The 26,633-nt window shown below is 54.3% G+C and carries 25 protein-coding genes and 1 pseudogene; 15 read left to right on the top strand and 11 right to left on the bottom strand.

The features are described 5' to 3' along the window. The coding region (locus tag EF096_RS15960) for an IS3 family transposase (protein WP_148079639.1) at window positions 1-108 on the top strand (108 nt) is incomplete at its 5' end. Between the two features lie 1,173 nt (window positions 109-1,281). Continuing rightward, window positions 1,282-1,746 (top strand): hypothetical protein, encoded by a 465-nt coding sequence (locus tag EF096_RS15955; RefSeq protein ID WP_123890791.1) that lies wholly within the window; start codon window positions 1,282-1,284, stop codon window positions 1,744-1,746. 109 nt (window positions 1,747-1,855) lie between these two features. On the opposite strand, the gene EF096_RS15950 is transcribed toward EF096_RS15955, so the two are convergent. Continuing rightward, window positions 1,856-2,104 (bottom strand): helix-turn-helix domain-containing protein, encoded by a 249-nt coding sequence (locus tag EF096_RS15950; RefSeq protein WP_123890790.1) that lies wholly within the window; start codon window positions 2,102-2,104, stop codon window positions 1,856-1,858. An 89-nt stretch (window positions 2,105-2,193) separates the two neighbouring features. Here EF096_RS15950 and EF096_RS15945 point away from each other — a divergent pair, with 89 nt between their 5' ends. From EF096_RS15945 to EF096_RS15930, 4 genes are all read left to right on the top strand, one after another. After that, window positions 2,194-2,553, top strand: coding sequence for a hypothetical protein (locus EF096_RS15945; RefSeq protein ID WP_096344949.1), 360 nt, complete (start codon window positions 2,194-2,196; stop codon window positions 2,551-2,553). Window positions 2,554-3,064: 511 nt separating this feature from the next. Continuing rightward, window positions 3,065-3,940: a tyrosine-type recombinase/integrase gene (locus EF096_RS15940; RefSeq protein ID WP_123890789.1), complete on the top strand. Its 876-nt coding sequence runs from the start codon at window positions 3,065-3,067 to the stop codon at window positions 3,938-3,940. 54 nt (window positions 3,941-3,994) lie between these two features. Continuing rightward, window positions 3,995-4,729, top strand: coding sequence for a metallophosphoesterase family protein (locus EF096_RS15935; protein ID WP_123890788.1), 735 nt, complete (start codon window positions 3,995-3,997; stop codon window positions 4,727-4,729). 34 nt (window positions 4,730-4,763) lie between these two features. Continuing rightward, window positions 4,764-6,083: a hypothetical protein gene (locus tag EF096_RS15930; RefSeq protein WP_123890787.1), complete on the top strand. Its 1,320-nt coding sequence runs from the start codon at window positions 4,764-4,766 to the stop codon at window positions 6,081-6,083. Between the two features lie 688 nt (window positions 6,084-6,771). Here the strand turns inward: EF096_RS15930 and EF096_RS15925 are convergent. The 4 genes from EF096_RS15925 to EF096_RS15910 are packed head-to-tail and all read right to left on the bottom strand — an operon-like array spanning window position 6,772 to window position 11,406. Beyond that, on the bottom strand, window positions 6,772-8,232 hold the full coding sequence (locus EF096_RS15925) for a benzaldehyde dehydrogenase (protein WP_123890786.1): 1,461 nt from the start codon (window positions 8,230-8,232) through the stop codon (window positions 6,772-6,774). A gap of 27 nt (window positions 8,233-8,259) precedes the next feature. After that, window positions 8,260-9,825 (bottom strand): FAD-dependent oxidoreductase, encoded by a 1,566-nt coding sequence (locus EF096_RS15920; RefSeq protein ID WP_123890785.1) that lies wholly within the window; start codon window positions 9,823-9,825, stop codon window positions 8,260-8,262. A gap of 16 nt (window positions 9,826-9,841) precedes the next feature. Further along, window positions 9,842-10,438, bottom strand: a complete 597-nt coding sequence (locus tag EF096_RS15915; RefSeq protein WP_123890784.1) for a gluconate 2-dehydrogenase subunit 3 family protein — start codon at window positions 10,436-10,438, stop codon at window positions 9,842-9,844. 56 nt (window positions 10,439-10,494) lie between these two features. Further along, complete coding sequence (locus EF096_RS15910; protein WP_123890783.1) at window positions 10,495-11,406, bottom strand: transporter; 912 nt, start codon at window positions 11,404-11,406, stop codon at window positions 10,495-10,497. Between the two features lie 333 nt (window positions 11,407-11,739). On the opposite strand from EF096_RS15910, the gene EF096_RS15905 reads away from it, so the two are divergent. After that, window positions 11,740-13,635, top strand: coding sequence for a sigma-54-dependent Fis family transcriptional regulator (locus tag EF096_RS15905; RefSeq protein WP_123890782.1), 1,896 nt, complete (start codon window positions 11,740-11,742; stop codon window positions 13,633-13,635). Between the two features lie 30 nt (window positions 13,636-13,665). On the opposite strand, the pseudogene EF096_RS21010 reads toward EF096_RS15905, so the two are convergent. From EF096_RS21010 to EF096_RS15880, 5 genes and pseudogenes are all read right to left on the bottom strand, one after another. After that, window positions 13,666-14,055: pseudogene (locus EF096_RS21010) on the bottom strand (methyl-accepting chemotaxis protein); the annotation flags it as partial. Window positions 14,056-14,784: 729 nt separating this feature from the next. Then, window positions 14,785-15,573: an alpha/beta fold hydrolase gene (locus EF096_RS15895; protein ID WP_123890781.1), complete on the bottom strand. Its 789-nt coding sequence runs from the start codon at window positions 15,571-15,573 to the stop codon at window positions 14,785-14,787. A 14-nt stretch (window positions 15,574-15,587) separates the two neighbouring features. Next, window positions 15,588-16,790 (bottom strand): 3-oxoadipyl-CoA thiolase, encoded by a 1,203-nt coding sequence (pcaF, locus tag EF096_RS15890; RefSeq protein WP_123890780.1) that lies wholly within the window; start codon window positions 16,788-16,790, stop codon window positions 15,588-15,590. A gap of 8 nt (window positions 16,791-16,798) precedes the next feature. Beyond that, a complete protein-coding gene (locus EF096_RS15885) occupies window positions 16,799-17,572 on the bottom strand; it encodes a CoA-transferase subunit beta (protein ID WP_123890779.1) in 774 nt (257 codons plus the stop codon). Further along, window positions 17,572-18,387, bottom strand: coding sequence for a CoA transferase subunit A (locus EF096_RS15880; protein WP_123890778.1), 816 nt, complete (start codon window positions 18,385-18,387; stop codon window positions 17,572-17,574). Before EF096_RS15880 ends, EF096_RS15885 begins: the two co-directional genes overlap by 1 nt. 191 nt (window positions 18,388-18,578) lie before the next feature. Between EF096_RS15880 and EF096_RS15875 the strand changes: the two genes are divergently transcribed. Beyond that, window positions 18,579-19,358, top strand: coding sequence for an IclR family transcriptional regulator domain-containing protein (locus tag EF096_RS15875; RefSeq protein ID WP_123890777.1), 780 nt, complete (start codon window positions 18,579-18,581; stop codon window positions 19,356-19,358). Window positions 19,359-19,396: 38 nt separating this feature from the next. Here the strand turns inward: EF096_RS15875 and EF096_RS15870 are convergent, their stop codons facing one another. Further along, window positions 19,397-20,299, bottom strand: coding sequence for a LysR family transcriptional regulator (locus tag EF096_RS15870; RefSeq protein WP_123890776.1), 903 nt, complete (start codon window positions 20,297-20,299; stop codon window positions 19,397-19,399). 105 nt (window positions 20,300-20,404) lie between these two features. Here EF096_RS15870 and EF096_RS15865 point away from each other — a divergent pair, with 105 nt between their 5' ends. From EF096_RS15865 to benD, 7 genes are all read left to right on the top strand, one after another. Beyond that, on the top strand, window positions 20,405-21,526 hold the full coding sequence (locus EF096_RS15865; RefSeq protein WP_123890775.1) for a muconate/chloromuconate family cycloisomerase: 1,122 nt from the start codon (window positions 20,405-20,407) through the stop codon (window positions 21,524-21,526). 33 nt (window positions 21,527-21,559) lie between these two features. Then, window positions 21,560-21,850: a muconolactone Delta-isomerase gene (gene catC, locus EF096_RS15860; protein ID WP_123890774.1), complete on the top strand. Its 291-nt coding sequence runs from the start codon at window positions 21,560-21,562 to the stop codon at window positions 21,848-21,850. Between the two features lie 114 nt (window positions 21,851-21,964). Beyond that, on the top strand, window positions 21,965-22,903 hold the full coding sequence (gene catA, locus EF096_RS15855) for a catechol 1,2-dioxygenase (protein ID WP_123890773.1): 939 nt from the start codon (window positions 21,965-21,967) through the stop codon (window positions 22,901-22,903). 5 nt (window positions 22,904-22,908) lie between these two features. Then, window positions 22,909-24,285 (top strand): Rieske 2Fe-2S domain-containing protein, encoded by a 1,377-nt coding sequence (locus tag EF096_RS15850; RefSeq protein ID WP_123890772.1) that lies wholly within the window; start codon window positions 22,909-22,911, stop codon window positions 24,283-24,285. Continuing rightward, on the top strand, window positions 24,282-24,773 hold the full coding sequence (gene benB, locus EF096_RS15845; protein ID WP_123890771.1) for a benzoate 1,2-dioxygenase small subunit: 492 nt from the start codon (window positions 24,282-24,284) through the stop codon (window positions 24,771-24,773). The genes EF096_RS15850 and benB overlap by 4 nt, the downstream gene beginning before the upstream one ends. 20 nt (window positions 24,774-24,793) lie before the next feature. Then, window positions 24,794-25,822: a benzoate 1,2-dioxygenase electron transfer component BenC gene (benC, locus tag EF096_RS15840; protein ID WP_123890770.1), complete on the top strand. Its 1,029-nt coding sequence runs from the start codon at window positions 24,794-24,796 to the stop codon at window positions 25,820-25,822. Next, window positions 25,819-26,598 (top strand): benzoate diol dehydrogenase BenD, encoded by a 780-nt coding sequence (gene benD / locus EF096_RS15835; protein ID WP_123890769.1) that lies wholly within the window; start codon window positions 25,819-25,821, stop codon window positions 26,596-26,598. Before benC ends, benD begins: the two co-directional genes overlap by 4 nt. Window positions 26,599-26,633: the final 35 nt, after the last annotated feature.

Here is a 26,633-nt window from a genome sequence, read left to right as displayed (position 1 = left end):
AATTACATTGAGATGTTTTATAACCCAAGGCGCCGGCACGGCACGAGTGGTGACCTGTCACCGGTCGAGTACGAAAAGCGTCATTACCAGAGTCTGGCGAGTGTCTAGAATACTGGGGGCGATTCAGTGGATGTGCCTTTGTCCAAAGGTAGTTTTTTAAACAGAATAAGCTTAACTCTGTCCGTACACGGTTTTCCTAGCCTATACCAAAGCTGTAGGAATAGTGCATTTTACGATTTACGGTGTGTTCAGTTAACTAAGTATTGCTGCATAGCCCCCCCTTTTAAAGGTGGAGAAACACGAGAGAAAGCTGGCGGTCATGGAGCTTGTGTAAGGCGAGCTCCAGACCACTAAGAGTGGAGCACAAAAGCTCATGCATTTAGACTTATCCGAGCTTGCGAATAATCAAGTAAAGCGACTAAGCCTCATTGAAGCTCTATTACCGCTTTTGGCGCAGAGTGTGTAAAAGCGTTTTTCATCGCGCTTGGAGTCCGACGTAGGGCTGGAAATCGCGTTCCTATGCGTGTTTTAGGTCTACTGGCCCGCAGATAAATCCTGGATTTCACTTAGTAGCGCAGACTTCAGTTTTAGATACCGGTTTTTACACACTCGAGGCCGAGAGCGGCCTTTCTTAACGGACAGTAACGCCCCATGTGGGCTGGCAGAAAGGTCTGCTTTATTGGCTTCGAGGCCCTTACATAACCAGAAGCGACTCAGTCCCATGACCTGTCTTGACCTTGCCGCAGCCTTCGTTCAGGTCGTTGATAGCTAATCAAGAGCGCTTGCTTATGGTCAGCGGTTTACTGGTCTGCGGTTCCTCGGAGACAGGTGCATCAACTGCTATGGGCAGCGTCATTGCATGAACCTGAATGAGTTCCTATCCCTCCAAGCTTTTGTTTAAGCGGTCAATCCGAGGTTTGTCCGTAGTTGGCCAGAGGCGACAAGTCTGCACTTCTGGCACGGGGGTCACCTTGCGCATTTGAAATATTTCTTTTGATATGATTAATATTCTAAGTCATTGAAAAACATGGAAAATAACCGTTGAATCGGCGATTTATTACATCTACCATCGTAACCGTTGTGGATGCTCATGCGGGTAAGCAAAGCGCGTTCACCACGCTCTGGGTGGCATAGAAAACCGCCTTCTGGCGGGTATTCCTATGCTCTGTCACAAGTTCCTCTTGCGCACGTACCGGTTGTCGAAACATCAAGTGGGAGTTTTAGATACAGCAGCCTCGTCTGCTTCTACGACCATACAGCAGCCTTTCACGAGCGGTATCTATGCAAGAAAACAGTTCACACAGGAATAAATTCAGCCCGTTGCTAATCCTGGTCCACCCCGGGTCGGTATGCGGTTCGGCAGACATGAATCTTTGCGACGAAGCAGATGCTGCCAGGGAAGCAGTGATAGACGAACTAAACGGCTGGTCGGGTAGTATATTGGTACTCGATGGATGGTTGAGTGACGAGCTAGGGCTTTACCCTCTACTCAAAAAGGCCATTGACGATGCTATTTCAAGATCGCCGATGCTTGCTGAAAGGCTAGAGGCAGATGATCCGGAGCACGCAGAGATCGCCGTAAACCATCTCGCACAGCTTCGTGTTCCTCTAGACACGCCCATCTCCCTAACTGGCGCATGGTATGAGCCAGATTTCGATTCAGGCTGTGTGCTTCACACACAGCAGGGTCTTCTTGAAGCCGGCTATACGAACGTTAAGGTGATGCAAAGTGCTGCTGTGCTGTGAAAGGCGTGTCCCAATCGCAAATACTGAAAGCGGACAGTGCAGGTCCCATTTGCTGGCCCTAAGCATGCTTGGTTCCAGCGTTGGAGGCTTCGGACAACCTACATTATGGTTACGACTCCGCTACCAACTGCTCGAACCGCTCCACGAAGCCGACAAGACTCAAGCCCAGCACTGCGCAAATATCCCTTAGCTGGATCAGGTCAAGTCTGCGAGATCCACGCTCGATGTCGCTCACAAACGACTGCGGGCGATCCAATGCCTTAGCAAAATCTGCCTGTGTTAAGCCTGCCTCGGTACGACATTCCTTGATGAGCTTGAGCAGTATCGTCGTTTCGCGACGATAGAGAGATTTCGACACGCGCGCCTCCAAAGGCTGTTGACAAGGCGCAAAGGTATTACTAATATGCGTATATCCGATTTAGGGATATTCAGATAGGAGCGCTCGATTTGCAACTTCCATACACCACTGGTCTAACGCGATTGGTTTCTTCATCGAAAGGGATTGCCTATTTCGATGCGCTTGATGTCTGCCGGTTCTATGAGATCGATGTTCAACCTAACCAGTTTGTCTTGGATCGTTGGGAAGCGGTGCTCAAATTGATGCCGTTTGACCCGGAGCATCCGGCGCTCGACGGTAGCCTGTGGATACCGTTCGTGATGATCGTCACTTTTCTCGAGAGCATGGGCTTGAAGCGTGAGCAATTATTGCCAAGCGAAACGGTGCTCGAAAGCACCAAGCACTTAAGGAGCTTGGCTATCGCGATGAGTGAGTTTCAGTTCGCAGAAGTAAGGCGCGCTTTGGCATGACATCGTTCCAGGCGTGAAGCCAGACCTGGAACTAATTCGCGGCTGTTTGCGAGCCGCGGTTTAGGCGTCGCTAAATTCGACGGGTGCGCAGCGCTTGTCGGCTCGAGTTTGATGTCAAATACACGCACCCGTACTCGATATATCGAGTACGGGTCATTGTTACCCATACTTGATTATCAAGTATGGGGGCGTTGTAGACTTTCGCCAAAAACGAGCAACTTGTCGAACGCAGGTGAGACGAGTTCAGTTTTCTGGCGAAATGTCTAAAAATTGAGAGTGGAACGAGCAATTTTTGACAACGCCTTTTCGCGAAGCGGCTGAGTTTTTGACATCAAAAATCGGGTAAGTCTGACAGTATATTGAATAGCTTATTGATTTATATTTCCATGCTATGCGTGGCTTATATTCATATATAACCAAGGATGGCAAGCTGTAAACTTGTTCTGCACCGAACAGGCCCTCATCATATACAAACCGGCTGAGAGCCCTAATAAAAAGAAATCGGTGCGTTATGAACGATCAAACCAAGAAGCAATATGTAAAACTTGCGGCATATTATTATCTGCGTCATATGAATGGCGCGGTGTTAAGTATCTCGGCCATAAGGGACTCTTTGGTTCAAACCGCAGAGAATTTTCAGCCTGGTTATTTCAGGCGGCTGAAAAATGCCATCGCGTTTGACCTTGAAAATAAGGGGCATCCTGAGGCTGCTAATAAGATCAGGGCGGTAGTGAATCCGGTTACCGTCAGGGGTAGCACTCTCGTTAAGAAGCCGAAGCCACGTCGAGCCAAGTCGTTCTCCAATGATGACTTGGTGGTCCTAGTCCAGCATTTGGGAAATTCTGGCTACGAAGAAGCGTTTGCGGCTGTATGCCTTATAAGTCAGACAGGGGCCAGGCCGGCAGAACTTAAGCAGATGCGGCTTGATGGGGATACGCTCTTCATCAGGGGCGCAAAGAAAACCAGCGGTGGGAGAGGCGCTGATCGTTTGTTGACCATAACTGACGAGACAACGAAAAATATCATAACCAACTGCATCGACATTCTTAGATCTCAGCCAGCTATTACTATAGATGCGATAAGGCATCGAATACGGACGGAAGGTCTGAAGCTTTGGCCGCGACGGAAGGTGGTTCCTGGCATGTATTCAATGCGGCACCAAGTTGGGTCGAATCTAAAAACATCTGGACTCGATTCGAAAACAATCGCTTATATTATGGGTCATCAGTCAACCAACTCCATCATGCGCTACGGAGACAAGCGGCAGGGTAATGCAAGAGCGATAAATGTCGAGCCCGCCAAGGAAGCTGATCTCAGTGCTGTGCGGGACAAAGTTAAGCCGCAGAAAAGGGCATGGTTTGAGAGTGTTATATTCAGACACGAGTAATATGTATCTTATTGTCGCCGGCTCTGGGCGCTGTTAAGAGGGAAGTAAATTAGCGTGAGAATACATCTGTTGTCAGATCTGCATTTAGAGTGTGAAGACTTTGTGCCCGAGGTGGATGACGCTGATGTGGTGGTTCTTGCTGGCGATATCTGCACCCATCAGATGGGTGTGACTTGGGCCGAGGAAGCGTTCAACTGTGCAGTTATCTATATACCCGGGAATCACGAATTTTACGGCGGCGACCTAACGGATACGCTTCAAAAAATGAGGGCGGCGGCCGGCGATAACGTCTGGATACTCGATTGCGAAGAAATCGTTATAGGTAATGTTCGGTTTCTCGGGATGACCATGTGGACGGACTTTAGCAGCACCGGAAATACCGAGAAGGCTTCCCGGACAGCGCAAAACGCGATCCCAGACTTCAAATGCATTCGCGCTGAAAAATCCCGTTTTATCGAGCCCGCTGATCTCATAGCCCGATCCCTAGCCAGTAGGAGCTGGCTCACAGAGTGTTTGGCTACGCCGTTTGACGGCAAGACAGTTGTGATCACCCATCATGCCCCGTCAATGAAATCGCTAGAGGGCAGCCCCCATGCAGGCGGTCTGCTTGACGGCGCTTTCGCCAACGCGTGGGATGATCTGATTGTAGCGCCAGTAGATTTATGGCTCCACGGGCACACCCATTTCCCTGTTGATTACGTTATCAACGGTACTCGGGTGGTGAGCAATCCGCGAGGCTATCCGGGAGAAGTCGAGGGTTTTGACCCGACTCTGGTTCTCGAGGTATGACTGGCAGATGCACCAAATGAAAAAGGCATTGTGAATGGCAGTTAGGCTAGAGTTTTTAACCCAGGATCCCGACGAGATTGAACTGGCGAAGCGGTACTGGGCAATGGATGAAGCGGGTACGTACTTGGAGAAAGTGACTGGTCTGGTTCCCTTTCGTCAGCTGACTCAGTCAAGTTTTATAAGCAGCCATGTACGCAAGTATTGTCGTGCTTATGATGAGAATCAGCAGTGCAGTCTTTGCAATGGGCCAGTCTTGGTAACCAAGCGTCATGAGCCGAGAAAAGCATTTGAGCTTTCTATCCGCCCTTGCACTCCATGTGCAGAGCGTATCAAGCAAGATGAGCTTCGGATAAAGCAAGCCGAAGAGGCCGAGCTACAGCGCGTGTTGCAGAAGCGCAGTCATGACATGGCTTGCAGGACTATCTCATACGATGCATTGCCAGATGATATCTGTGTGCTGCTGTTGGCCATGGACGCTCTAATAGGCCCTCGCCTTACTAAAGGTACTTTCAGGGAGAATGAATGCGCCGCGCTGGCTCCCTATGATGGCGGTTTTTTTCTCAGACGCCTGCGTGAGGTAGGGATAATCTTGGATCAGCCTAGCGCGGCAAGGCCAGGGACCTATTTTCTTGAAAACGGTCAGATTGTGATGCGCTGGGCTCAGGCAGAGTTTTTCCTAGTTGCCGACGACAAATATGGGCGGGGGGAGGACGTCATAAGAAGGATCGCGGAGCGAGAGTTCAACAACCCAGACGCCTTGTTCGATCTTTGGCTTGATTATGCTACCAGCGACGCCGCGAGATACCTTCTAGACCAGTGCCGAATCTACAATCTCGCCTTCGGATCTGAGGACGTCGAGAGAATCAAAGGCACGATCAGACAAGCTTTGCGTGTCTATAGCACCTCCCAGTTGTGGTCCGTTATCTGGAAGGTAGTAAAGGATGCGTCGAGTCTTGCCAGCCACATGTACTTCAATCGCATCAAGGCATCAGCGACTATCCCTAACAAGATACGAAAGCAGCTTGAGAGGGCAGGGCAGGAAGATGGCATCAGCAGATACTGGAGTCGGCCTGAGCACCATCTCGCTGGTTCTTTGGGGACTGTTTTTTCAAGGCTGTTCGGCCTGGATGAGAACACCAATGGGCAGCAGGCGCATGAAAGATTTGCTCAGTTGGTCCATCACTCGAGCACCGAGGCGGACGAAGCTCTGGAGAGCCTGGTCAGGTCATTTATCCTGCAAGCACAGGATAATCCCGGCGCCGTCCAGATGATGTGCCAGTTCGCTGATCTCGTGCGTTCAGGACTTCAAACCAAACCAGCGCTTGAAGAAATCATCGGGGTCGTTGGTACCTAACGGGAGGCCCCATAAAGGCTTCCAGCCGCTTAGTGATATTGACCTGCCGACTCGAAAGGACTTGCCGCATGAATGATCCGTTGTCGGCTTTATTGCAAAGGGCGTTTGATACTCGTGCTTTTCTCTCCCTGTGACAGGCTTGCTGGTAGATCCCTTTGTGGTGCGAACCGTTTGCGTGGGGTGGGTGTATCGTCACGTCAAAGCGGATCCGCTAACGGGGCGCTTCGTTGATGGAAACCTATTCCACACGTCGTATGTCGTCGGCTTTGCTGAGAATGGGGAGTTTGTCGTGATTACCACCTTGAACAGCGTTTACGTGTGTGTCGCCATGGAAGAGCAAAGGCAGGAGTTGATCGCTAGTCTTAGCATATTGCCGAACCTGTGCGGCCAGTGTACTTATATTTAGTCCGACGATAAGCCTGAGCGCTAGTATTGCAATGGTTGCCGTTCTTATTCTGCTCATTTCAATATCTCTAATTGTTTTTATTGCCGGATCATCAGAGGCGTCAAGGGACTAAGAAGCTATCCGCTTCCTGGACATGATTATCTAGTGATTGCATAGACATGAACGGATCGTCGCAGATAGGGCAGTTGGCATAAAAAAACCCAAAAGGCATGAAGCCTTTTGGGTAAGTGCACGTCGCCCGCTGAGGACAGGCACCCAAGATTGATTTGTGCAGGTCGGTGTTCAGAACGGGTATTGAATGCCCTCGGCCATCACGCTGACCCATTGACTGGTAGTGAACTCTTCGATATTAGCGGGGCCGCCAAAACGACCGCTGTTGCCGGAGCTGCCCATGCCGCCAAAAGGAACTTGGAACTCGTTGTTCACGGTTTGATCGTTGATATGGATCATGCCGACTTTTAGCTGCCCTGCGATCTTGAGTGCTCGCTCTGTCGAACCTGAGTGAATGGCTGCGGCCAAGCCATACGGGGACTGGTTGACCAACGAACAGGCATCGGCATCCGAATTGAAGACCATTACCGGAGCTACTGGACCGAAGACTTCCTCAGCGAATACGGGCATGTCGGGAGTCACATCGGCGATTACAGTAGCTTCAAAGAAGCTGCCGTTGCGTTTGCCGCCAGCAACGAGCCTGGCGCCCATTTCGAGAGAGCGATTAATGAGATCCTCGACACGGCGAGCCTGGGTGTCGTTGATCAGCGGGCCGAGATGCACTTGCTCCTGGTGTGGATCACCGCAAACCAGATTTCTAGCCCTAGCGGCAAGCCGCTCAATGTACTCATGTGCTACGTCTTGATGCACCAAGTGACGACCAGTTTGCATACAGATCTGTCCCTGGTGCAAGAATGAACCCCAGGCCCCGCACGAGCTGGCGATGTCGAGATCAGCATCTCCAAGGACTATCTGCGCGTTATTACCGCCTAGCTCCAGTGCAACCTTCTTCAGCATCCGGCCGCAGGTTTCACCGATTTTTCTGCCCACTGCAGTAGAGCCAGTGAAGGAAATCATTTTGACTAGCGGATGTTCGACCAGTGCTTCGCCCACTTCCGGCCCGCCTGGCAGTACGTGAAAGACACCTGCTGGTAGCCCAGCGTCCTCCAGTATCTGAGCCATTAACGCTCCGCCACAAATGGCACTTTTAAGATCGGGTTTCAGGATCACGCAGTTACCCATTGCCAACGCTGGGAAAACGGAACGCATGGCCAGAAGGATTGGGAAGTTCCAAGGCGCAATCACGCCGACTGTACCCAAGGGCACGCGCGTCCAGTAATTTCGTTTTCCTGGCGTTGTGGATGGGAAGATCTTGCCGTTGGCCTGCATAGGTAGAGCAGCCGCCATTTGCGCTTGCTCATAGGTCGACTGCAGCTCAAATGCGGCCTTCGGTGCAATTGAGCCACACTCCCGGGTATTCCATCCGTTGATTTCCTCTGCCCGCTCCTTTAAAAGGGCGGCAGCCTTGCGAAGAATCTCGGCTTTCTGATCAAAAGGAACATTCATCCACTGCTGTTGAGTCGCTTGTGCGAAAGTGGCAGCACGATCAACATCGGCTGGAGTAGCGGTCATCAGGTGCGAGATGACTTCTCCGGTTGCTGGCTCTGTAACTGCAACTTGTTCACCTTCGCCAAGTTGCCATGCGCCCAGGAACAGATTTTTTTCCCAGACGGGGGTTACTGACCTATCCATTTTTACTCCTCGATCTCTTCGTCTTTATCAGGCGTGAGCCTGATTTATCTGGTCACTGATGTAGTGGGCTAGTGCGTATACGGTTTCGGATGGGTTATAGCCGATGGACGTGGGCAGCAGACTTGCATCCACGATGTAAAGATTCTTGACCTCATGGGTTTCACCCTTGGGTGACACCACGGTTGTTTTAGGGTCTGCGCCCATGCGACACGTCCCTTGAGGATGGAAAGAGGTGTAGCGATAGCGCGCCGGCTCATTGTCGAGACCGTCAATAACGGCATCAATCTGGTCTTCACTGTCGATCGTCAGTTTTTGCGAGGTTGGTATATATAAATACTTCGCGCCGGCGGCGAACAGTACCCGTGCGTTGGTTTTAAGGCCTGCTTTCATAATCTCGAAATCCGCATCGTCAACGAAGTATTTGATCTCCTTGACCCCGTCCTTCCAGTTCACTTCTCCCACGTTCTGATCATGGATCAGGGTGATGAGACGAACTGTATTCCTGTATTTCGACATGTATGACATGTAGGGCTTTCCGGTGCCCGGGTCGGCCTGGAAGCTAGCTTCTACCGGGTCCTGGATGGCGTCCAGCAGGAGATAGCCGCCGTCCTCGGGCATGGTGTACTTATCCATGTATAACGAATGGGTCGCGCCGTAGAAGGCGTCTATATTTTTCTCAAACATGCCGGTGATCGACATGGTCGGATGACAGGCAAAGTTTTTGCCCACTTGGCCGTTGCTGTTCGCCAACTTGCTCTTCTGAAGCAGGATTGGCATCTGGATCGGACCTGCGGCGCCTACTACGATAGGGGCGTTTATCTTGAGTTTGCTTTTGACGGCTTTGGTTGCCGGATCAATGATCTCTGCCAGCACCCCTGTGGCTTTTCCGTTTGCAGCAAGAATTTGCGTAGCTCGGGTGTCGGAGTAAATAGTGGCGCCGTGGGCCACTGCCCAGGGAAGATAGGTCACCAGCATTGACTGCTTGCGATCCGATTTGCAACCCGCAAAGCAGAAGCCGGTCATGGCGCAGTTACGTATGTTGCGTGAAGCGTTGCCCTCGGGTAGGTCGAGCTTCTTCATGCCCCCCTTGAGCAATTGGGCGGCGATACTTGTCTCATATGGCTTGTTGGGGGCAATGCCTAGATTGGCTTCTACTTTTTCAAAGTAAGGCCGCATAACCTCGGGAGTCAGATTAGTTAGCCCGAACTCTTTGGCCCACAGTTCGAGATAGTAGTCCGGAGTGCGGAAACACAATGCCGCGTTTACCACCGTTGAGCCACCAACGCACGCGCCTTGGAGGATAGAGATGTCTCCGGCCGTGTTGGATTGCCCGCCATGGTCGGCATACAGGGTGTCCATGGAGACTGCCATCATTTCAGTAAACTTCTCAGAGGGTACGTAGGGTCCAGCTTCCAGCACCACTACTTTTTTGCCTGCTTTGGCTAGCTCATATGCGGCAATCGCACCACCTGCGCCGGAACCGATCACCACCGCATCGACATTGAGCTCGATGCTGTCTTGGGTGACATCCGAAGCTTGAGTTACCTGTAAACCATGGGCAGGCACTGTTTTAACTTTTATTGTTTTTTGCATGATCTATTTCCACCAATCAGCTTTTCGGTAAAGGGGCATTGCCCAGAGATTCCAGATTCCACTTGTCAGTCACTGGGCCTCCATATCCGAGAGGCACCCACGTGGGTGGGTTGGCCCAATAGGCTAACCCCACCAGCTTTTTTAGGCCTACCGTCAATGCGCGGTGGGAGACTTCATCGGAATCGGCCCATGTATCGCAAAATTCCGCCGCCTGTGCGTTGGAAAGTTCTACGAATGGTTTGCCGTACTTCGCTTTTGGGCCATCGTTGAAGAACGCAATGCCTCCTTTGAGTCCTTGGAGGATATTGGGTGCCATAGTGGCCAGTAGAGCTGCGTCTAGTGTCTGCATTACGGCAATGTCGCTCGTCGGCACCAAGTCAGTTCCTTCAGTCACTAGGACCACTTCCATCAGGCGATACATAACCTGATACTCACCGATTGACATTACCTTGATGCCTGCAGGGAGGGAGGCGAAAGCATTGGTCGCGCCCAACAGGCCGCTGCCAACCGTTACCGCTACCGCAAGGCAACTGGCAGCTTTGAGAAAGCTGCGGCGGCTCAGACCGTTTATCTGGTCAATAGCGTCTTTTGTTTGATCGCTCATCTGACTCATAGTGTTCTCCTGCGTTGTTGTCTGGACTAAACATCCATTAGCTGATCGAGACGGTCTCAAAACACCTTGAGAATACGCAGATTCACGCGAGCATCCTCTTCGAAGCCATTTTTAACACTAATGTCCTGGCCGGCTTGTAGTTGAAGTTGAATGGTCGGATCAATGAAGGTGGCATAGGTAGCCAGCCAGCGGTTGGTGTTGACTCGGTCGTCCTGATCTACCCCGGCAACGGTGGTTTCGCCACCAAAGGAATGATAGTAAGAAAGCGCTACATGGCTCTGCTTGGGTAATAGGTAGCGCAGATGGCCTTGCAGGCTCTGAGCGTCTTCCTGCTCGCGCCGCATTCCGAGGAAGTCGTCGTTAGTTCCGTACACTGAATACTCTGCGATGAGGTCCATCACCACGCTGGTACTCAAGTGCTTGACGTAGGCTGCTTGGAAAATCCCTTTCCAACGATTCTCGCCAATATTCACCGGCCCTTTATCCCCATCGTACTCACCGACAGGCAGAGAGACGAAAGCTGATAGACCGGCCCATTCTTGAGCGTCTGGGTTATTCAAGAACCAGGCTGTTGCGCCAATTATCGGGTCTCCCACGCCACTGCTAGAGGTTGGTTGAAGTGGGCCGAAAGCTTCAGTCAGCTCCACTTCGCCAAACGGAACTATGATCTGCGGATCGACGATAACGCCGCCAATGTCCATGTAATGAACAAATCGGGCTAGCCCAATGGTTGTATCCAGACCAGCCTTCCCCGGCACTTGATCGTCATCGGAGTAAACGGTATCGCGGGTGGCGTACTGCCCGTAAAGAATGGCCAGATTCGTTCCGGCTGGCAGGGGCGTGTAGTCACCGGGATCTGTTGCGATTTCGGCGGAATAGGCGGTGCTGGAAAAGAGGCTGGCAGCGAAAAGCAGAGCAGAAAACTTGGCAAGGGGTTCGAACTTAGTGGGTATCAGGGTTGATCGCATTAGTGCACTCCAGGCTTTGTGTTGTTTTTGTAAATGCGGGAGGAGCAAAGCTAGGATCGTGCCAATCGATGTGTAGCGCCGTATATTTCTCAAGCTTATGAATATATTAGGTTTTTATTTTTCAGGAAAAATGATGGCTGAAGTTAACCCGTCTCATTCAGGGAAACTCCGAGACAGAGTCCCAAACTGAGACGGCTTTAGGCTGCCGCTGATTTTTTGCGCAAGCGTTGCTGCCAACGTGCTAAAGTTTCTGAGGTAAGACAAAAAGAGCCGACATGGCCAAAACGCAGGGTCGCATAAAATTATAATCAGTCCTGCGAGAGAGGTAATACAATGCCCCTGCTTATTCCTGCCGATCACATGCGTGTCAGAGCACGAGAAGCGTTTTTCGAACACGGCCAGATCCCCACTGGCTTAATAGATGATGCAATCGTGGATTCGTGGCGGCGTTGCTCAGCCGCGAGCAAAAACGTCAGTGAGCAGGTCGAGTTCGATACTGTTACCAGAGTCGGTTTATTGGAGCTCCTGGACAGTAATCGAATACTGCTCGATGCCGCCACGCAGCCCTTGGAGCAGTTGGGCCAAACTGTTAACGGGGCCGGCTACTCGGTTCTACTGACTGATGAGAACGGCATCGCGTTGGCAGCCAGGCGCTCTGAACAATGTGCCCATACCCTGATCAGCGGGGCGTTCCGCCAGGGCGTAAATCTTTCCGAGACTAATATCGGTACTTCGGCCATGTCCTGTGCCGTATCGGAACGTCGTCCGGTACTGGTCTCGGGAGTAGAGCACTACCTTCATGCCAACCACGTCTTCAACTGCGCAGCCTCTCCGATAGTAGACCCGATGGGTCGAGTGCTTGGCGCCATTGATATTACGCGAGGGAATCCGCTTGAGCCTGGCAGCGCTCTTTCGTTGGTGCAGCAGTGTTCTGCGCGCGTTGAACGTCAGTTGATGGGAATGTTATCGCCCTTTCTAATGGTCTGTCTGGGCTGGGAAACGAGCGATCACGATAGACCGGGAGATTTGCTGGTAGCTCTTGGTCCGGAAGGCCAGGTACTTGGCCTTTCGCCACGGGTGAGAGAGTTGACGGGGCTGGCTTCGACCGACTGGAGCTTGGGCTTCCAAGATATTTTCGACCTGCGGTTCGAAGAGTTGGTTGATGGCTTTCGGCGTGGTAACCAGCCAATGATGGCGAGAATGCATTCTGGGCTGTCCTTCTCGCTACGTTCGGTTGGCGCTGCCTCCCGAAAAGCGGTCAAAGGACCAGCTCAGAACAGCCTGACGAGAAATCTGCCACATTCCACGGATTTCGGTGATCTCGGCATCAATAGCCAGGTCGCCGTTGCGATCCGCGCCATGAGTAAAGGGCTACCAGTATTGCTGCTTGGAGAGACTGGGACCGGTAAGGAAGTGATGGCTACCTCGTTGCATAACAACAGCGCATTCGCTGCAGGCAAGTTCGTTGCCATTAATTGCGCAGCTATTCCCGGTGAATTAATCGAAGGTGAACTTTTTGGACACTCGGACGGGGCTTACACAGGCGCAAGAAGGGGTGGAGCGTCCGGCAAGATTGAGCAGGCAGATGGGGGAACCCTATTTCTGGACGAAATCGGCGACATGCCCCTCGCGCTTCAGTCTCGATTGTTGAGAGTGCTGGAAACCCGCGAGGTGACTCGATTGGGCAGTGTTACCCCCAAGAAAGTCCGATTCCAGCTGATCTGTGCTACCCATCGTAATCTGGCTGATGCGACCAAGTGCGGAGAATTCAGAGAGGATCTGCTCTATCGTATCAAAGGCATGATAGTGCGTTTACCCCGGCTTTCAGAGCGCTCGGATTTGAAAGCTTTCATAGTTCAACAGTGCTCCAGATCAACACAGGGGGGGCGCGAACTTTCGGAAGAGTGCTTGACCCATTTGCTCCGCTACAGCTGGCCGGGCAATGTGCGGGAGCTTCTCTATGCTCTGACACATGCTGACGCGGTGGCGGAACCTGGAGTTGCACTGGAGCTTTGTCACTTGCCGGAAGAAATTACCGCTGCGCAAGCGGACGCCGCGCTGGGGCGGCTTGCAGCAGAAGGCGGAACTTTGAAAACCGTGGAGCGGGTGGTGATTGAAGAGGCACTAGCCTTGGAGGAGGGAAATGTCAGCCGGGCGGCTAAGCGCTTGGGCATTGGCAGAGCTACTTTATATCGCAGGCTCAAAGCGGCTCACACGGGTCGTCATTAGGTCGCGTGCCGGGCTTGCCCGGCTACCGCTCTATTCCTTCTCTGCGCTGAGGTCTCTATGTAGCTGTTGGGTGAGCTCACGCTGAACCTTTAGCCGGTCGGTAATACCCTGCACAACTCCCATGCGTGCCACTGCTCCGGTCTTGATATCGGTCATCGCCCGCAAGGCTTCGCTGGATTGATCCAGGCAGCGGTTACATGACTCGCGGATGCGAGACATGCCTTTACCAGCCTCAACTGAAGTAGTATTGAGATTTTTAGCAATGGCACCAATGCCGGTACTTGATTCGTTCGCACGCACTGCTAGATGGCGGACTTCATCGGCGACTACTGCAAAGCCCCGGCCGTACTCCCCCGCGCGTGCCGCCTCAATGGAAGCGTTTAACGCCAGTAGGTTGGTCTGCTTGGCTATATCCTGAATGTTGCCTACGATCTTGCTGATTTCACCGGACTGATTGCCCAGCTGAATGAAGATGTCATCAATACGGTTCATGAACTCGGACAGCTCGCGGATAGATGCTTCCGAATCGGAGATACAACTGGCGCTGTGGTCCACCTTGGTACCTGAAGCCTTGGCCAGCCTGCCAGCCTCGATCATTTCCTCCAGAACTGCTTCCACATTAACGCGTAAATCGTCCAGGTGTTTCATGATTAAGGGTGCTGGGGAAGCTTGAATAGGTAAGGTTAGGGCTTTTTTTCCCGTGTCCAGTTCTGACTCCGGCCCAGGCTCTGTTGGCGGCTCCGGCAAGAGCCTCTGCGGTTGCTCGTAAATGGCAACGGGGGTGGGCTTGATTTTGACGCAGAATGTCAAGGCGACAGCTGCGAGGCCAAGCGTTATGGCCGCGAGAATGAACTGAATTCCAGCATTAGCGAAAAATAGCTGCGCCGTTGAGCTGAGAATTGTCAGCAACAGCGCTCCATAAGCTAATGCTTTGGCCGATCCGGTGAAAGCCCGGTCCGGATGGGACGTGAGAGTTTCGGTCATAGCTTTCTCCATGTGGTACGACTTCCATCGTTGCTGAACGCTAATGCATCTCTATGGCTGAGCCTATCCTCAGAATGCAGAGGTTTGTCCATATTCTGAAAGTTGTAATGCAGTATGAGTAGTGGGTCAGGCTAGGGAAGCACCAAGCCTGACTGTGCTGGCTGCTCAGACCATATAGTCGATCAATATTTGGCTCAGTTCACCAGGGCACTCTACCGAAGGAACGTGGCCGACCTGCTCGAGAATAATCGGCGCAGCGGCGCCACTAATCTGCGCCAGGGTTTCCAGTAACGCTGGTGGTGTGGCGACGTCGTCGCTGCCTCCGACCAATAGTAGTGGCGTACGAAGCTGTTGCAGCTTTTCGCTGAAATCACAGGTCCCAAGCATCTCGCATAGCAGGGCGTAGCTGCGATCATCGCCACGGCTCATGATCACCGTCCAGCCTTCTACCAGGGCAGGTTGCTGCTGGCAGCTTGCCGTACTAAACCAGCGCGGTACGATTGCTGCAGACATGCTGTTAAGACCTTTCTGCAGCACATCGGCAGACCGGGTCGCCCACCCATCCCGAGTGCCAATCACCGCGCCGGTGTTGGTAAGTACGGCGGAGGTCAACCGATGCTCGTGGTAGGCAAGCAATTGCTGACCAACGACGCCCCCGATAGACGTGCCTGCGAAGTAAAAAGTGTTAGCGCCGGCTAAATCCGCCAGCGCCAGCGCTTCTGCCGCCAGATCTTCCGCTGAGATCTGCTCGGACGCTTCGGGCCAAGCCGCACTGCCACCGTGCCCGGGCAGGTCCCAGGTCAGAATGCGAAATTTGCTGAGCAAACCTGGGATAACTTCGTCCCACGCCCCCTGCGTCATACCTAAAGCATGAGCCAGTATCAGCAGCGGTTTGTCATTGTCGCCCAATAGGCGATAACAAATTGTGCGGCCCTTATGTTTTAGAAATGCCATGTAATGTCCTTAGCTCAAACGCGTTCGATGAGTGTAGCAATGCCCTGACCGACACCAATGCACATGGTACACAACGCGTACCGGCCGCCCGTGCGCTGTAACTGGTGGGCCGCAGTCAGAAGTAGACGGGCGCCGGACATCCCCAGCGGGTGGCCGAGGGCGATGGCGCCGCCGTTCGAGTTCACTCGAGGATCATCGTCGGCGATGACAAGCTCACGCAAGACGGCCAGCCCTTGGGCTGCGAAGGCTTCGTTCAGCTCTATTACATCCACATCTTCAATGCGAATGCCCTGTTTTTCGAGCAGCTTGCGCACCGCCGGCACGGGACCGATTCCCATGATTTTCGGTTCCACACCGGCTGTCGCCATACCCAGAATACGGGCCATGGGTTTAAGCCCGTGCCGCTTCACGGCCGCCGCGCTGGCAACCAGCATGGCGGCGGCGCCATCATTGACGCCGGAAGCATTGCCGGCTGTCACGCTGCCGCCAGTGCGGAACGGCGCGGGTAGTGCAGCCAGCTTTTCAAGGGTGGTGCTGCGCAGGTGCTCGTCAGTGTCGAATACCTGTGGCTCCTGCTTGCGGCGGGGAATGCTTACCGGCGCGATTTCCTCGGCGAAAATGCCCGCCTGCTGTGCCCGGGCGGCTTTCTGCTGGGATGCCAGTGCGAATTGATCCTGATCTGCCCGCGATATGTTGAATTGCTCAGCTACGTTCTCCGCCGTTTCGGGCATGGAATCCACGCCGTATTGCTTTTTCATCAGCGGATTTATAAAGCGCCAGCCGATCGTGGTGTCTTCGATATGTTGGCCACGGGAGAAGGCGTCGCCGGCCTTGCCCATGACATAGGGTGCACGGGACATGGACTCCACGCCACCGGCCAGTACCAGGTCCATTTCGCCGGCGCGAATCGCCCGAAAGGCGCTACCCACCGCGTCCATACCCGAGCCACACAGGCGATTGAGCGTGGTGCCAGGCACCGAGGTAGGCAACCCGGCGAGCAGGGCAGACATGCGCGCTACGTTGCGATTGTCTTCGCCCGCCTGGTTGGCGCAGCCCATCATTACTTCGTCGATGGCAGCAGGGGCCAGGTCCGGTGCTTGTTCCAGCACGGCGCGGAATATCTGCGCGGCCAGATCGTCCGGGCGCACGCTGGCCAGGGCGCCGCCGAAACGCCCGATAGCGGAGCGCCTTGGATGGCAGAGAAAAACATCAGTCATTGTAGGCCTCACTGTTGGGCTGCGTGATGGGCGTCGGTGCGGGCCTTGAGGTCACGTAAGACCTCAAGCTCCCGGGCAGACGGCGCGGGTGTGACAGCCAGTTGCTCGGCAAAGCGGATCTCCCAGCCGGTGGCATCGATCACTTGCTCGCGGGTCACACCAGGGTGCAGCGAGGTAACCACCAGTTCTTTGGTGTCCGGATCGGGCTTGAGAATGCACAGGTCGGTAATCACCACGGTCGGACCCCGTCCTATGTTAGGCACGTTATCTCGGGCTTTGCCGTCACGGCCAAAGCCGACGGTGGTAATGAAGTCCACGTCCTTGACGAAAGTGCGCTTTGACTGTTTGACCGTAATAAACACTTCCTGGGCATTGGTACCGATTTCGGGCGCTCCACCACCACCTGGAAGGCGCACTTGGGGCTCAAGATAATCTCCAATCAGCGTGGTATTGATATTGGCGTAGCGATCAAGCTGAGCGGTACCCAAAAAGCCGACGCTGACGTGACCACCCTGTAGCCAGTAACGGAACATTTCCGGTACCGAAACAGTGGTCAACGCAGATTCACACAGCTCACCGTCGCCAATGGAGAGCGGCAGCACGTCAGGCTTGGTCTGCAAGGTGCCGGATTCGTAAATCAGGGTGACATCGGGTGCGTGAGTCAGTCGCGCCAGGTTGGCAGCCTCGCTGGGCACACCGATACCCACGAAGCAGGTCATATCATTGGTCAGCGCTCGAGCGGCGGTGACGCTCATCATTTCCGCAGAGGTAAAATCGCTCATTACGCAGCTCCTTTTTCAAACACATTTTCTTTCAGCCAGGCCTGGAACGTCTCCCGGTCACGGGCGATGCCATCCCATTCTTTGTAGAAGGCGTTGTCCCGGTCGTAATAACCCAGGGCGTAGGAGGGGCTGGCGCCGCGCGGCGCGACTACAATCGACGTGATGGCCCAAGAGGGCAGTACGCAGGCATTAACGCCGGCATTCAGGTCGTCCACTACCTCCTCTACGGTGACAATGCTGCGCTTTGCCGCCAGCACTACCTCTTTCTGAATGCCGATAATCCCCTCAACCAGCACGTTGCCCTTGCGGTCAGCGCGCTGCGCGTGGATCACCGCTACATCGGGGCGAATTGAGGGCACGGCCGCTAGGCGTTCGCCGCTGAACGGACACTCAATGAACTTGATCTGGTCGTTTACTTTTGGCAGGTCGCTGCCCACATACCCGCGCAATATCGCCAGTGGAAGACCGGCCGCGCCCGCTTCATAGGCGCAGGCCATGGCTGCGTGACTGTGTTCGAGAATCTCCAGCTTGTTCGGCCAACCTTTTTCCACAGCGTCACGCAAACGATGCAGGGAACCCACGCCAGGGTTGCCGCCCCAAGAGAAGATCAGCTTTTTGGCACAGCCGGCGCCGATCATTTGGTCGTAGATGAGATCCGGCGTCATGCGCACCAGCGTCAGGTCACGTTTTTCCTGACGGATGACTTCATGGCCTGCCGCAAACGGGATCAGGTGGGTAAAGCCTTCCATGCAGACCGTGTCGCCATCGTGGATGTGGCGGCTCACAGCTTCCTGGAGGGTGAGAAATTCAGCCATTACTGTATCTCCATTATCGCGATTGATTAAAGTTCGCTAAACGAACATATGTTTAATATGCGAACATAATGGAGCCAAGTTTTTGCCGTCGTCAAGGATAAAATTTAATCATCCGCCGAAATGCACAGATGTTCGGACACCGAACTAGCTGCTAACATGCCGCAAATTATTGAGCAAAATGGGGAGTTACAGTGGAAGATCAGCTTCTTCAACCGGGTGATCGCGACTATGTAGGGGCGCTGGCCGCGGGCCTGGAGGTGTTGCAGGCATTTGATGCCGAGCATGCGCGCATGACCTTAAGTGAAGTCGCCGCCCGCACCGAAATGGATCGGGCCAAAGCCAGGCGGTTTCTGCTCACCCTGCACGCGTTGGGTTTCGTCAAACGTAGTGGCAGGCAGTTCGAGCTGACGCCTAGGGTGCTGCAGTTGGGTTACGCCTATCAGGCTTCCAACAATTACCGCGCGGTAATTCTGCAACACCTGGAGGACATTACCGCTGAGCTGGGCGAATCGTCTTCACTGGCGGTGCTGGATAGTGATGATGTGGTGTATGTGCTGCGCTCGTCGGCCCGGCACCGGCTAATGGCCATCACGTTGTCGGTAGGGACCCGCTTGCCGGCCGCTTATACGTCCATGGGCAGAGTACTGCTAGGGCAATTGTCAGAGGCAGAGCTTGATGCGTACTTCGCCAGGGTAACTTTGCACGCTTTTACCGCGCTCTCTGTGACCCGACCCGCTGCTTTGAAAGAAGAGATCATCAAGGCAAGAGAGCAGGGTTATGCCATCGTCGACCAGGAGCTGGATTCCGGTTTGCGCTCGGTTGCAGTGCCGGTGTTTGCCGGCAACGGCGAACTGCTTGGGGCGATCAATATCAGCACTAACGCGGCGCGGGTGGATATGCAAACGCTGAAGGACGTTTACCTGTCTCGTCTGCAGCAAGCCGCTGAAGCCGTGAGGCAGTCCACGCGCTGAGCTTTGCGATAGAGCGCGATCCAGATACGGCAGGGTGATTATGGGTAGCGTCCGGTCAGCCGATTCTCCACCAATCCATCGAGGATGGTGTTGGCCAAGCGCATGACCGCATTGGGGTTTTCTCCGCGCCGGCGGCAGGCAATTACCGGTACGGTGATGTTGTCGTCATCCAGAGGCATGTACTCCACGCCCTCTCTATGTAATCGCCGGACTTGTTCCGGCACCAGAGTAAAGCCCATATCAGACGCCACTAGTGATAGCGCTGTCTGCAAATCATTGACCTGCTGGATTACGTTCAACCGCAAACCGCGTCGGTGAAATAACCCTTGGGTAAGGTCGGAGAAATTGGGGCCGGGGCCTGAGGGGAAAGTGATCATTGGCCATGCAGAGAGTTCTTTCATAGACGGCCTGTGATGAGTTAGAGGATTGCCTGCGGGAATGGCGGCAATCATGGGTTCATCGAATAGCAGCTCCTGATCGACGTCAGGATCTTCGATGCGAATGCGGCCAAAGCCTATGTCTATTTTGCCGGCCTTGAGCGCATCCACTTGCTCGCGGGTTTTCAATTCGTGCAGAACGATTTCCAGATTCTTGTTACGCCGCAAGCGGCGGACCATCAGTGGCAGCTGACCATAGAACACCGAGGGTACGAAGCCTATGGAGAAAACGGTTTTACGGTGCTGAGCGATCCGCCGGGTGTCATTAACGGTGGCATTTACCTTGTCGAGAATCTGGCGAGCTTGTTCCAAAAAATATCTGCCGCCTGTGGTTAGCTCAAGGCCCCGCGATTTACGGATAAATAGCTCCACACCTATTTCCTCTTCCAGCTGCTTGATTGCGCGGGTTAAGGGAGGCTGAGCTATAAAAAGCTGTTTTGCTGCCCGCGTGAAGTTCTGCTCCTCCGCCACTGCCATGAAGTAGCGCAAGTGTCTTAGCTCCATCCATACCTCCAAGGTATAGCTCTCTACTTAATCTGTATTGGTTCATCTTCATGAAACTTTGTACTGTTCGAATCACAATTTTTCCACCTGCGATTCGGAGAGCAAATGCCCGCAACCATTCAGTCCATCGAAGCCATCCTGGTTGATATACCAACCATCCGGCCGCACAAGCTATCCATGACAACCATGGGGGTTCAAACCATGGTGATAGTGCGTATGAAGGATTCGGATGGGCTCGAAGGTCTGGGCGAAGCGACTACCATCGGTGGCCTGGCTTACGGTCCCGAAAGTCCTGAAAGCGTAAAGCTTACTATCGACGCCTATTTCAAGCCGTTGCTGCTGAATCAGCCAGCGAACGCTATCAATACCCTTAGGGTAAGGCTAGACCATGCTGCGCGTGGAAACAACCTGGCCAAGTCCGCGATAGAGACCGCGCTACTGGATCTGCAAGGCAAACGTTTGAATCGCCCGGTTTCTGATTTGCTCGGCGGAGCGTTGCATGCCCATATTCCGGTGCTCTGGACGCTTGCCAGCGGCGATACCGAGAAGGATATCGACGAAGCTCAAACCCTGCTGGCGCAGAACCGCCACTGCGACTTCAAATTGAAGATCGGCTCGCGTGCGCTGATGGATGACGTCCGCCATGTCGCCGCGATCAAGTCAGCAGTCGGATACAACGCCAGTGTGCGGGTCGACGTCAATCAGGCCTGGGATGAAAGCACTGCTGCAAAGGGCATGGCCGAACTGCAGGCTGCAGGCATCGACCTGGTCGAGCAGCCCACACCAATGAAGGATTTTGCCGCGCTGGTACGGCTCTCAAACAAGTTTCATATCCCCATTCTGGCTGATGAGTCTGTCGCCGATGCCAAGGATCTTTTTGCGTTGGCCGCTGCCGGCTTTTCCGGCGCGGTAGCGATGAAGATAGCCAAGGCCGGCGGACCCATCCGTGCACTCCAGCAGGCACAGGTAGCCCAAGCCGCTGGTATCGGTCTGTATGGCGGCACCTTGCTGGAAGGCACCATCGGTACCGTCGCGTCCCTGCACGCCTGGTCCACTCTGGAAACCCTGCATTGGGGCACCGAGATGTTCGGTCCGCTGTTGATGAAGGACGACATCGTGGTCAAGCCGCTCAACTTTCATAACAACGGTGTGGACCTCCCCACCGGCCCGGGCCTGGGCGTCGACATCGACGAAGACAAGTTGGCCTTCTATCGCCGCAAGACATAACGCGCCTAAAGCTCAGCAACTGGAGAAAATCCCATGCTTTTTAAAGTCGAGATGAAAGTGAATATCCCCCATGACATGCCTGCCGATGTGGCTACGGAGGTCAAGACGCTCGAGAAAGCCTACGCCCAAGACCTGCAGCAGCAAGGCAAGTGGCGTCACCTGTGGCGGGTAGCGGGTAGCTACGCCAACGTCAGCATTTTCGATGTTGCGGACAACGCTGAACTGCAGGAGCTGATCAGTAACCTGCCGCTGTTCCCTTATATGGATATTTCCGTCGCACCCCTGTGCCGTCACCCGTCCTCTATCCGTGAAGACGACAGCTGACAGGGACGATTACAGAAACCCGGCGCATACCCAAACCCAGGCGCCATAAAAAGCCTGTTGCTGATTGATTTGAACGTTCTGAGCAACAAAAACAAGAAACTGAGGAGACCGACAATGACCGTTAAAACGATGCAAGCTGCCGATGTGAAGGAACTGCTGGAGAAGGTTGCCGGCTTCAACAAATCCGGTGGTGATGAACGGGTGAAGAAAATCGTTCACCGTGTCATGCACGACATTTTCCAGATCGTCGAAGATTTCGATGTTTCGCCTGAGGAGTTTTGGAGCGCCGTGTATTACGTCGGTGAGCTGGGCGCCAACGGTGAAGCTGCGCTGCTGGCCCCGGGCTTGGGAATGGACCGCTATCTGGACATCCGCCAGGATGCTAAGGATGAGCAGGCCGGCTTGGCTGGCGGCACCCCGCGCACTATTGAAGGCCCGTTGTATGTTGCAGGTGCGCCTATCAGCGACGGCTTTGCCCGCATGGACGACGGCTCTGACAAGGAAGCGGAAGTCATTCTGATCAAGGGTCAGGTTACTGATGAGAAAGGTGTTCCGGTCGCCAATGCTATGGTCGACATCTGGCAAGCCGACACCAAAGGCGCCTATTCTTTCTTTGATCAGTCGCAGAGCGAATATAACCTGCGTCGTCGCATCAAGACCGATGCCGACGGCCGCTACGCCGCACAGAGCATCATGCCCTCCGGCTACGGTTGCCCACCAGAAGGCTCTGCCCAGAAATTACTGAACCACTTGGGTCGTCATGGCCAGCGTCCCGCACATATTCATTACTTCGTGGCCAAGCCTGGCTTCAAACATCTCACCACCCAAGTCAACATCGCTGGTGATGAATACACTTTCGATGACTTCGCCTTCGCCACGCGCGAAGAGCTGGTGGTAGACGCCAAGCCTGTGCAGCGCTCCGAGACGGCTGAAAAGCATGGCATAACTGGCCCGATTACTGAGGTCGAGTTCAACGTGGTGCTGGTTGCCACGGACAAGGCCGAGCTGTATGAGCGCCATGCGCGTCCCCGCGCTCTAGAAAATGCGGAGTGAATATCATGACTAGCAAACTCTCAAAACTCGCTGAAAAGGTAAAGGGCGCCGTCGTCGCAGACCCTGCAACCGGTCGTTACCAGTGCGACCGGGGCATATTTACCGATCAGGAACTATTCGAACTGGAGATGAAATATATCTTCGAAGGTAACTGGGTTTACCTGGCTCACGAGAGCCAGATCCCCGAACTGGGCGACTATTTCACCGTAACTGTAGGCCGCCAGCCGGTGATCATTACCCGCACCAAGGATGACGAGCTCAAGGCTATCCTCAATACCTGCTCGCACCGTGGAGCGACACTGTGCCGCAAGAAACGTGGCAATAAGGCTTCCTTCACCTGCCCCTTCCATGGCTGGACCTTTCGTAATGACGGCCAGTTGCTAAAAGCCAAGGATCAGAAGAAGGGTGGCTATCCAGAGCAGTTCAATACTGACGGCTCGCATGATCTCAAGCAGTTGCCGAAGTTTGGCAACTATCGCGGCTTCCTCTTCGGCAGCCTGAATGCCGATGTGGTGTCCCTTGAGGAACACCTGGGGGAAACCACCAAGATCATTGACAACATCGTGGATCAGTCTGAAGACGGTCTGGAAATCCTGCGGGGCACCTCGACCTATACCTACGAGGGCAACTGGAAGCTCACCGCTGAGAATGGCGCGGACGGTTACCACGTTGGCACCGTGCACTGGAACTACCTATCCACCATGGGCCAGCGCAACTATGACAAGGGCGGCACCGAGGCAGTTGATGCCAAGAGCTGGTCGGCTGACGGCGGATTTTACTCCTTCGAAAACGGCCACATGATGCTCTGGACACGTCTGCTAAACCCGGAAGTGCGGCCGATCTTCAGCCAGCTTGAGCGCTTGCGTCAGACCTTTGGCGAGGCCCGTGCCGATTCTATCGTGCGCACCACCAAGAACCTGTGTCTGTACCCTAATGTGTACCTGATGGATCAGTTCTCCACTCAGATCCGCGTGACTCGTCCGATCAGCGTCAACAAGACCGAGGTGACCATCTATGCTTTCGGCCCGAAGAACGAGCCGGCTGAGCTACGTACCAAGCGCATTCGCCAGTATGAGGATTTTTTCAACGTCACCGGTATGGGTACACCGGATGACCTGGAAGAATTCCGCGCTTGCCAGAACGGTTACGAAGCACAGGGTATGCGCTGGAACGACATGAGTCGCGGTGCCACGCACTGGATTGACGGTCCGGATGAGCATGCCAACCAGCTAGACATGAAGCCCAGCATGAGTGGCGCCAAGCCCGATGATGAAGGCCTGTATGTAAATCATCACCAGCACTGGCAGGTGGAGATGCTCCGCGCCATTGAGGCCGAACGCGCTAACCTCATTCCGGTGACCGCAGAGGAGGCAGCGTTATGAGCCTGAGTTATCACGACATTGAGCAATTCATCATCCGCGAAGCGCGCTTTCTGGATGACCGTGAGTGGGATCAATGGCTGGCGTGCTACCACGCAGACGTTACCTACTGGATGCCAGCCTGGGATGACAACGATGAGCTGACCGAAGATCCGCAACGGGAAATCTCGCTTATCTATTACCCCAACAAGGATGGCCTGGAGGATCGGGTTTACCGCATCAAGACTGAGCGCTCCGGCGCTAGCTCCATGCCCGAACCGCGGACCACGCATTTCACTAGCAATCTGGAGATCCTGTCCCAGACCGAGAGTGAAGTGAAGCTGCGGTTCAACTGGCTGACCAAGGCCTATCGCTACAAGAAGACAGCCGAATTCTTCGGCACATCCTTCTACACCCTGGATGTCACCGGTAAACAGCCGCTGATTCGGGAGAAGCGGCTGGTCCTGAATAACGATTGCATCAATCAGGTGCTGGACGTTTACCACCTGTAATTGATCGGGAGAGCAGCATCATGAGTTATAACATCGCGCTTAACTTTGAAGACGGTGTAACCCGTTTTGTGTCCTGCAACGAAGGCGAAACTGTGCTGGATGCGGCCTACCGTGCGCAGATAAACCTGCCCATGGATTGCTCCGACGGCGTTTGCGGTACCTGCAAGGGTGCCTGCCGCCAGGGAGAGTTTGACTTGGGCGAGGAGTATCTCGAGGAAGCATTGTCCGAAGAGGAAGTGACGCAGGGTATGGTCCTGACCTGTCAGATGGTGCCCTCCAGTGATTGTGTTGTCGAAATTCCTGTACCTTCGACCATGTGCAAGACCGGTAATGCGGCGGTGACCGGGAAGGTTGCCGAGGTGAACCTGATCTCGCCTACATCCATCGAGCTCAAAATCAGGGTAGAGGAGGAGCTCGCCTTCCTACCGGGGCAGTACGTGAACATTCAGGTGCCGGGCACCGAGGAAACCCGGGCATATTCTTTCAGCTCCAGGCCCGGCAGCCGGGATCTGAGTTTTCTGATCCGTAATGTGCCAGGCGGGCTAATGAGTTCCTGGCTGGTGGGCGAAGCGCGTACCGGTGACAAGGTGACACTTACTGGCCCGATGGGTAGCTTCTATCTCCGGCCAATCGAGCGTCCGGTTTTGATGCTGGCTGGCGGCACTGGCCTGGCCCCGTTTTTGGCCAAGCTTGAGCACATGAAAGCCAACGGTTGTGACCTGCCTACGCATCTGGTCTATGGCGTCAGCACTGAGGATGATCTGGTTTGTCTGGATATACTCGACCGCTTCGTCAGCGAGCTGCACAACTTCACCTACGTCACCTGCGTGTCGAGCACCGACGGCGACCACGCGCGCAAGGGTTACGTCACGCACCACATGGATGAGGCACCTCTCAACGAAGGCGATGTAGACGTCTATTTGTGCGGGCCTCCGCCCATGGTCGATTCCGTCCTCGCATTCTTCCGCGAGCAGGGCATCACCCCTAACTCCTTCCATTACGAGAAGTTCACCCCAAGCCTGTCAGCCGCGCAGGAGCAGGTGGCATGAGCGCCCGCTTCACCGACAAGGTTATGGTCATCACCGGGGCTGCGCAGGGCATTGGCAAGCGCGTAGCCGAGCTGGCTGCGGCAGAGGGCGGCCGGCTGCTGTTGGTTGACATCGCCGAGTATGTTCAGGGGGTCGCTGCTGATCTAAGGGAGCAGGGCGCAGAAGCCGTCGCGGTCCAGGCTGATCTGGAAACCTGGGCCGGCGCAGAAAAGGTCATGACGGAGGCTTATCAGCAGTTTGGCCGGATCGATATCCTGATCAACAACGTCGGCGGGACCATCTGGGCGCAACCCTTTGAGCACTATAGCCCTGAGCAAATCGCGAAGGAAATCCAGCGCTCACTGTTTCCCACTCTGTGGTGTTGCCGCGCAGTGCTGCCCTACATGCTGGAGCAGCAGGGCGGGGTGATCGTCAACGTTTCCTCCGTTGCTACCCGAGGGCTGATGCGAGTGCCCTATGGCGCTGCCAAGGGCGGCGTCAACGCCATGACCGTCAACCTGGCTTATGAGTACGCGCCGCACAACATCCGTGTGAATGCCACTGCGCCCGGCGGTACGGAGGCTCCGCCACGGCTGACGCCGCGCAACCTCAGCACTCAGAACGACCAGGAAAAGGCCTGGTACCAGACCCTTGTCGATCAGACCAAACAGAACAGCTTCATGCAGCGTTATGCCGATCTGGATGAGCAGGCAGAGCCCATTCTGTTCCTAGCATCGGACGCCGCCAGTTTCATAACCGGAACCGTGATTCCGGTCGCCGGTGGAGACCTGGGTTAACAGGCTTCGTCACTTAAACCAGGAAGGTAACTCCC

It is taken from the genome of Pseudomonas neustonica (assembly GCF_003797945.1).
Lineage (GTDB): Bacteria > Pseudomonadota > Gammaproteobacteria > Pseudomonadales > Pseudomonadaceae > Halopseudomonas > Halopseudomonas neustonica.
This window is presented reverse-complemented; position numbering and strand designations above follow the sequence as displayed.

What these genes read in the sequence shown, in the direction of transcription:
- EF096_RS15955 (WP_123890791.1), top strand. Translation starts at nt 1,282, where the DNA reads ATGCAAGAAAACAGTTCACACAGGAATAAATTCAGCCCGTTGCTAATC.
- EF096_RS15940 (WP_123890789.1), top strand. Translation starts at nt 3,065, where the DNA reads ATGAACGATCAAACCAAGAAGCAATATGTAAAACTTGCGGCATATTAT.
- EF096_RS15930 (WP_123890787.1), top strand. Translation starts at nt 4,764, where the DNA reads ATGGCAGTTAGGCTAGAGTTTTTAACCCAGGATCCCGACGAGATTGAA.
- EF096_RS15925 (WP_123890786.1), bottom strand. Translation starts at nt 8,232, where the DNA reads ATGGATAGGTCAGTAACCCCCGTCTGGGAAAAAAATCTGTTCCTGGGC.
- EF096_RS15920 (WP_123890785.1), bottom strand. Translation starts at nt 9,825, where the DNA reads ATGCAAAAAACAATAAAAGTTAAAACAGTGCCTGCCCATGGTTTACAG.
- EF096_RS15915 (WP_123890784.1), bottom strand. Translation starts at nt 10,438, where the DNA reads ATGAGTCAGATGAGCGATCAAACAAAAGACGCTATTGACCAGATAAAC.
- EF096_RS15910 (WP_123890783.1), bottom strand. Translation starts at nt 11,406, where the DNA reads ATGCGATCAACCCTGATACCCACTAAGTTCGAACCCCTTGCCAAGTTT.
- EF096_RS15905 (WP_123890782.1), top strand. Translation starts at nt 11,740, where the DNA reads ATGCCCCTGCTTATTCCTGCCGATCACATGCGTGTCAGAGCACGAGAA.
- EF096_RS15895 (WP_123890781.1), bottom strand. Translation starts at nt 15,573, where the DNA reads ATGGCATTTCTAAAACATAAGGGCCGCACAATTTGTTATCGCCTATTG.
- pcaF (WP_123890780.1), bottom strand. Translation starts at nt 16,790, where the DNA reads ATGACTGATGTTTTTCTCTGCCATCCAAGGCGCTCCGCTATCGGGCGT.
- EF096_RS15885 (WP_123890779.1), bottom strand. Translation starts at nt 17,572, where the DNA reads ATGAGCGATTTTACCTCTGCGGAAATGATGAGCGTCACCGCCGCTCGA.
- EF096_RS15880 (WP_123890778.1), bottom strand. Translation starts at nt 18,387, where the DNA reads ATGGCTGAATTTCTCACCCTCCAGGAAGCTGTGAGCCGCCACATCCAC.
- EF096_RS15870 (WP_123890776.1), bottom strand. Translation starts at nt 20,299, where the DNA reads ATGGAGCTAAGACACTTGCGCTACTTCATGGCAGTGGCGGAGGAGCAG.
- EF096_RS15865 (WP_123890775.1), top strand. Translation starts at nt 20,405, where the DNA reads ATGCCCGCAACCATTCAGTCCATCGAAGCCATCCTGGTTGATATACCA.
- catC (WP_123890774.1), top strand. Translation starts at nt 21,560, where the DNA reads ATGCTTTTTAAAGTCGAGATGAAAGTGAATATCCCCCATGACATGCCT.
- catA (WP_123890773.1), top strand. Translation starts at nt 21,965, where the DNA reads ATGACCGTTAAAACGATGCAAGCTGCCGATGTGAAGGAACTGCTGGAG.
- EF096_RS15850 (WP_123890772.1), top strand. Translation starts at nt 22,909, where the DNA reads ATGACTAGCAAACTCTCAAAACTCGCTGAAAAGGTAAAGGGCGCCGTC.
- benB (WP_123890771.1), top strand. Translation starts at nt 24,282, where the DNA reads ATGAGCCTGAGTTATCACGACATTGAGCAATTCATCATCCGCGAAGCG.
- benC (WP_123890770.1), top strand. Translation starts at nt 24,794, where the DNA reads ATGAGTTATAACATCGCGCTTAACTTTGAAGACGGTGTAACCCGTTTT.
- benD (WP_123890769.1), top strand. Translation starts at nt 25,819, where the DNA reads ATGAGCGCCCGCTTCACCGACAAGGTTATGGTCATCACCGGGGCTGCG.